Origin of the sequence: Bacillus sp. GMa5/1, from assembly GCF_050172015.1 — a bacterium.
Classification (GTDB): domain Bacteria; phylum Bacillota; class Bacilli; order Bacillales; family Bacillaceae_G; genus Bacillus_A; species Bacillus_A cereus.
Window position 1 is genome coordinate 1 of sequence record NZ_JBNLYC010000207.1, and the last position, 6340, is coordinate 6340.

Below are 6340 nucleotides of genomic sequence, written 5' to 3' on the forward strand. Positions count from 1 at the left end.
ATCTATTACGCTATTATGTTCGCCTTATTTTTATTTTGTATAAAAATGTTATACCCGTTTACTTGTACTTGGATCATCTCTGCCGTTTGCTACTTTTTTACAAAAGGAGTTTTTTCTACAAATGAATCCATTGACTTTTGATTTATTTCTCCGGTATGAATCTGTACGACGTGCGGTGCGCTTGATACTTTAAACAATCGATCATAGATTTATAACGTTACTTGAAGCACTAGCCATTAAAAACTTGATAACTTGATAAACATAAATAAAATGATAATTATCATTTTATTTTTAGAGAAATCTCTTTTTAACATTCTCCTAATCATATGAAGCTAGTTCCCTTCATTTCTTAATATTTTCTTCGTCACTATAGCTATTAATATCATTATGAAACTAATAGCAAATATAGGTAAATAAATTTTCGTACTGAATCCTTCAAACATAAAACCATATACGACTTGCCCAATTGGTGCCATACATTGAGATACCGCTGTTATAAATGCCATCACTTTTCCTAGATTTTCATCTGGTGTTTTCTTTTGGACTACAGTAATCACATAAATGGATACAATTGTCATAATCATTGCGATTAGAAGAGAAGAAAGTATAAAGAGGATAAATGGTGGATAGTATCCTAAATTAAGAATAAACGGTGTAACTGATAGTGCCACTGGCATTACTAATAAAGCTATGATAAGCATCCAATTATATAATGTTTTCATCTGTAACTTTTTAGCAAAGAAACCGATTGACAATGCCCCTAATATGGTTGCAAAATCAATTAATCCCATTCCAATTCCATACATCGTATCGCTACTCTGCATAGTTACTCGTAACATAATAGGTCCTCCAACAACAAATAACGGTGTCAAAATTAAGTTTAGTAAAGCTGCAAGTAACATAGCCTTCAAAATAAAAGGTTGCTTTAAAACATAAAGAAAACCTTTTTTCATATCTTTTACAATTGCCGGTATGATATGGCTTTCTTGCGCTCTTTTTATAAAAGGTATTGTAATAAACATTTCTAAAATTGCAGATAAAAAGAAAGCAAGACAACTTGTTATTACGAGCATTTTCAAACCAATTATGCCATATAATATTCCTCCTAGTACAGGTGCAACTATATTAGATAATGCTTGCACACCATTTATGATACCGTTTGCTTGTTCTAACTTTTTCTCTGGAACTAATTGCGGAATACTTGCCATAACAACTGGTGAGTACATTGCACTAATGACTGCTAGTAAAAACATAATTGCTCCAATCAATAAAATAGATACCGATTCAGTTAATAACAAAACTATAAAACTTAATACAATAGCAGCGTTTATAAAATCCAAAATGACCATTACATTACGGCGGTTGAAACGATCTGCTATCGCTCCGCCAAGAGGAGCTAACAAAAACGGGATACTCGTTATGGCATATAACCCTGCAAATATATCGGCACGTCCTGTTATATCTAGCACATATAAAGACAGTGCAAAACGTAATAGTGTTGAACCTAAAATAGTAATAATTTGACCACTTACCATTAAGTGAAAATCTTTCAAGGAAGATTGAATACTTGCTGGCATCTTCATCACATCCTTCATTTAGTCTAGACCGACTGCCGGTCTATAACACTCAAACAGAAAAAAGCTATTTCTGTTTCATTAAAACCTCGATCATATAATCAAAGGACCCTTCTTTCGCTCCAACAGATACTTCCATCATTTTAATATAAGCCTTAGCTCTTCTCATCATTTCTTCCGGTTTCCACTGGAATAAACCATCATCAAATATGACTTGTGCTGAAGAGAGTAATAATTCAATTGTTTCTTGTGGGTATGGAGTAGAAAATATGCCTTCTTCTATTCCTTGCTCTAAAACTTCCGTTAATACAGGAGATAAATGTATAATGGATTGCACTAAACTTTTCTGATGCATTTCTGCATTATTTGGTTGATGGAATTGTTCAATCATTTTTTCTTTGACATCTCCTGATTTTGGTGATTGTTCCATTAAAATTTTAAATAACTTATCTAAAACGGGGATATCGGGATTGGAGACAATCCTTTTCGCCTTAGTGACATCCTCTTTAATAATCCTCATAATGATTTCATCCATTACTTCCTCCTTCGACTTAAAATAATGATAAAACGTCCCCTTTGCTATACCAATTTCTTTTAAAATATCATTCACGGTTGTTTTCGTATAACCTTTCGTAAGAAACAAACGCTCAGCTGTTTCTAAAATTTCCTTTCTACGCTCCTCATACTCCTTTACAATTCGCATTCAAGTTCTCCTTCCCATCAGACCGACTGTCGGTCTATTAAAATTATATGTTTAGTTTGCAAAAAGTTTCCTATTATCGTACATATACAACACCATACTTTCTATTTCCTTTATAAATTTTTATTTTTTAACGTCCGCTCAATTTGTTTAAAACGTATCTCATGTTTCTTATCGTCACCTTTCATTTTAGGAAAAGAACGATGCCTCCGTTCGATCTATGTACTTATCAATGGAGTATTTTGTTGAGTTCCAATATGTAATATTGCATATTTCGCACTTTTAATTTTTGTATATGTGATAATTTATTTATAAAAATATAAATTATTAATAAGGGTGATTTATATGAGCAAGTTCCGAAAGAAGATGATTAAATATTTGCAAACATTTTGGGGATGCTTAGCATTTGGTGTATTAATGTTTGCTATCTTCTTAATTACGGATTTAACAGATGCATCTTTAAATACATTAGGCTGGAGAGACTGGCTAGGTTCTGTAGCAGGCGCAACCATTTTATCTGTTGGGATGTTTACTTTAAATAAATTGAATTTAAAATAAATATTCGGTCAATACTGTATGTAGGCTGTATGCCAACATTCATTTAAAGTAGTCTTCTCTGTATCTCCTTGTATTGAGCAGTTAGCTTTTGCTAGCCGCTCTTTTATTTTGTTCCGGTTCTTGCCTTTTAAAGAACTCTTTATCTACTTTCCCCCAATAAGTACACATATCTATTCTCCATTGCTACAAAATGAAATCTTTATTTTGTTTTACGCGTCGCTTTTTCAATCAGCCAAGATACAATATTAAAATCATTAGCTTCACCCTTTAAAGATGTTCCGTTCCAAAAGCATTCTTTCATCACTTCAAGTAATTCTTCAACAGCTTCAATTCATCTCATATTCATTTTCCCTTTCTCCCAAATAACTATTTTGTTTTATTAATTAACTGATTAATAAAACAAACAACTTTATTAAACATTCCATGTTTCTTCACCCCTTGAATATTTTTCAAATAAAAATACATACTATTTTCAAGCCGCCGTGTCCACGGCTAATACCTCTTATCTTTTGTTACAGCAAAAGCAGGTAGGCTCTTCACTTATCTGCTTTCTCTGTATATTTTTTAAGAAATCGAAAATAATACCAACAAGCTGTTTGAACTAGCAGCTTCACTCTTCTCGCAATGGGGATGCAAATTATCACAATTAGCTAACTCATTGAGCTCACTGGCAGACAACCAAAATCGTTGTCTGCTTTTTGTATGAGATTTTTCGTTTTACATATACTACTTTTGAACCTGCAGACCAATACGAGCCATTTTGGTGCTTGGGATTTCCCTTCCGGGGATAAGTATCTTTTACTTATCCCTTTTTTGTATAGACATGTATATTTAGGGTAAAACTAATTACAAGCAGATTTTCTGTTTATGCGTAGTTCTAAACAAGATTACTTTTTCTCCTATTAAAGGACGGCAGGTACGACTGCTAGTCCTTTTTTCTTATTTCGCATATTATCACTACATTACCTTCATCGTCATAAGCAATTTCCCCATAAGGATGGCAGTGGTGCTTCTCGAGTTCCTCATTGATCAAAACTAACAAATTAGTTTTCCAGTTTCCAACGATCGTACACCAATACGAGTTTAATCCTTCATAAACTTCTCTTGTTCTATTTCGATAATTGCGGAATGTGTAATGAAAATACTCGCTCGCTTCAATACCTTTTCTTTTAATCAAAGTGTTCTGCTGAATGATAGTAATACCCTTGCTCTAATGGTTTTGGACTATAAAATTTCCTTTATAAATTTCAAATACGGTGAATGAAATTTTTGTTTTTTCTTGCCATCATCCTTGTTGTATACAAACAAAAAAAGAGCCACAATATTTTGCGACTCTTTTACAATTATAACCATTTAACGACCACGTCTTTGCTGACCTTGCTTTGTACTACCTTTTTTATTACTTGGCTTATTAAATGATCGGTTATTTTCATTTCTCGAACTATTTCTTGAATCACTTCTTGAGCTATTTCTGGAATCACGTCTTGAATCACTTCTTGAACCTTCGCGGCTATCTCTTTGACGATTTTGACCTGATTTCTTCGGAGCCGGCTTTGGTACCGGTTTTCCATTTTCATCTACACGTTTTATCTTCGGTTGTTCGATTATTTCTCTTTGTATTGGTGCACCAAGCGTTTTTTCAATTTCTTCTAAATGTTTTTCATCTTTCGCTGCAACGAACGTAATTGCAAGACCTGATCCACCTGCACGTCCTGTTCGGCCAATGCGGTGAATGTAACTTTCTACATCTTCAGGGATATCAAAGTTAAATACGTGCGTTACACCATCTACATCAAGTCCACGAGCTGCTACATCCGTTGCGATTAAGTACTGAATTTTAGCTTCGCGGAAACTCTTCATAACTCTTTCACGTTTCGCTTGAGGTATATCACCATGAAGTTCAGCACAATTATAACCTAATCCTTTTAAATTATCATAAAGCTTACTTGCTCTAACCTTTGTACGACAGAAAATAACAGCTAAAAATGGCTGATCACGATCCATAATAAAACGAAGTGCATCTGGCTTTGCACGGTCTGTCGTCTCAATGACACGCTGCTCAATTGTATCAACCGTTACTTCTTCACTTTGTACTTGAATCATTTGCGGCTCATCCATATAACGCTTCGCCAATTTTTTAATATCTTTTGGCATCGTTGCTGAGAATAACATCGTTTGTTTACTATCAGGTGTCTCATCTAAAATATCTTCAATATCATATAAGAAACCAAAATAAAGCATTTGATCCGCTTCATCTAATACAATCGTTGAAAGATTACTTAAATCAATTGTTTCACGTCGTATATGATCTAATAATCGCCCCGGTGTCGCTACAACAATATGTGTATTACCTTTTAATTTTCTCAATTGTTGTGCTACATCTTGCCCACCATAAATCGCTAGTACATTAATATCTTCTCTTTGAACAAGCATTTTTTTAATTTCAGTTGTAATTTGCAGAGCTAGTTCCCTTGTTGGTGCAACAATTAAAGCCTGAACATCACTAGACTCTGGATCGATTTTTTCTAAAATCGGTAACACGAATGCTAACGTTTTACCCGTTCCTGTTTTCGCCTGCCCAATAATATCTTTACCTGACATAATAACAGGAATTGCCTTCTCTTGAATTGGTGTTGCTTCTGTAATTCCATTTTCACGTAATGTATGATTAAAAGTTTCACTAATTCCTAATTCTAAAAAGTTTTTCAAATAGACCACTTCTTTTCCTTATTTTTCACATTAGCTTTCATTGTACCATTTGTTTCGCCAAATATGAAAAATAAAAAAATTCTTATCTTCTTTTTTTATATTCATCCTGTACTAGATGAACAAAATCTTTTTGCTTTTTCTCAGATTTTATTAATGCTTCCATGTTAGTAGAAGACAAAATGAACTTCTTAATTTTGCTATTACATCAAATAACGAACCCATCTTCTCCCCCCTATATCCTTGCTCAAATTATATATATTCTTCTTTACATATATATTTCAATTTTACCGAAATATAATGTTACTGATTTGGTTGAAATCGCAAAATATATGAACTAAAAAACCGATCTTTTCGATTTAGGAAAGACCGGTTTTCATTAATTTATACAGTAAGCTTTCCTCCATGATAGCAATAATACTCTGCTGCTTTAAAACTTTTAATCCTGTTTAAAGACTGTTTCGCTTTTTCTATATCCAAACAAAAATTCGGATTAGCTATTACTAACTCACGATTCTCTTGAACAGCCGCATCTCCCGTAATTACACAATCTAAATTCGGAAAATATAATGAAATATGCCCCGAAGTATGTCCTGGCGTCGCTACTATTTGACATTCATTATCCAAAATCATTTGACCATCATGCACTTTTTCATCGACGGAAATATGTTTTATATTTTTTAACTGTTGTATAAACCATTTACCAAATTCTTTTTCTTCATTTGGCATACGTTCTAACATTTCTTCAGCTTGAACTAACCTCTCTGATTTTATATCACCACTAATATAGTTAGATTCAATT

5 protein-coding genes and 1 pseudogene are annotated in these 6340 nt (G+C 33.3%); 1 reads left to right on the forward strand and 5 read right to left on the reverse strand.

The window, feature by feature from the left end; genetic code table 11:
* The 3 genes and pseudogenes from ACQGSG_RS25410 to ACQGSG_RS25420 form a co-directional block, all read right to left on the reverse strand.
* Positions 1 to 326, reverse strand: a pseudogene (locus ACQGSG_RS25410) (ABC transporter permease); the annotation flags it as partial.
* A 6-nt stretch (positions 327 to 332) separates the two neighbouring features.
* A complete protein-coding gene (locus ACQGSG_RS25415) occupies positions 333 to 1577 on the reverse strand; it encodes an MFS transporter (RefSeq protein ID WP_325842912.1) in 1245 nt (414 codons plus the stop codon).
* 64 nt (positions 1578 to 1641) lie between these two features.
* On the reverse strand, positions 1642 to 2277 hold the full coding sequence (locus ACQGSG_RS25420) for a TetR/AcrR family transcriptional regulator (RefSeq protein WP_001223580.1): 636 nt from the start codon (positions 2275 to 2277) through the stop codon (positions 1642 to 1644).
* 342 nt (positions 2278 to 2619) lie between these two features.
* Here ACQGSG_RS25420 and ACQGSG_RS25425 point away from each other — a divergent pair, with 342 nt between their 5' ends.
* Complete coding sequence (locus ACQGSG_RS25425) at positions 2620 to 2832, forward strand: hypothetical protein (RefSeq protein ID WP_000033159.1); 213 nt, start codon at positions 2620 to 2622, stop codon at positions 2830 to 2832.
* 1353 nt (positions 2833 to 4185) lie between these two features.
* On the opposite strand, the gene ACQGSG_RS25430 is transcribed toward ACQGSG_RS25425, so the two are convergent.
* Both ACQGSG_RS25430 and ACQGSG_RS25435 read right to left on the reverse strand, forming a co-directional pair.
* On the reverse strand, positions 4186 to 5550 hold the full coding sequence (locus ACQGSG_RS25430) for a DEAD/DEAH box helicase (protein ID WP_002098415.1): 1365 nt from the start codon (positions 5548 to 5550) through the stop codon (positions 4186 to 4188).
* Between the two features lie 372 nt (positions 5551 to 5922).
* Positions 5923 to 6340: MBL fold metallo-hydrolase (locus ACQGSG_RS25435; protein ID WP_426948293.1), on the reverse strand; the 418-nt coding region annotated here is incomplete at its 5' end.

Coding starts and splice junctions, on each gene's coding strand:
- ACQGSG_RS25420 (WP_001223580.1), bottom strand. CDS start 2,277: ATGCGAATTGTAAAGGAGTATGAGGAGCGTAGAAAGGAAATTTTAGAA.
- ACQGSG_RS25415 (WP_325842912.1), bottom strand. CDS start 1,577: ATGCCAGCAAGTATTCAATCTTCCTTGAAAGATTTTCACTTAATGGTA.
- ACQGSG_RS25425 (WP_000033159.1), top strand. CDS start 2,620: ATGAGCAAGTTCCGAAAGAAGATGATTAAATATTTGCAAACATTTTGG.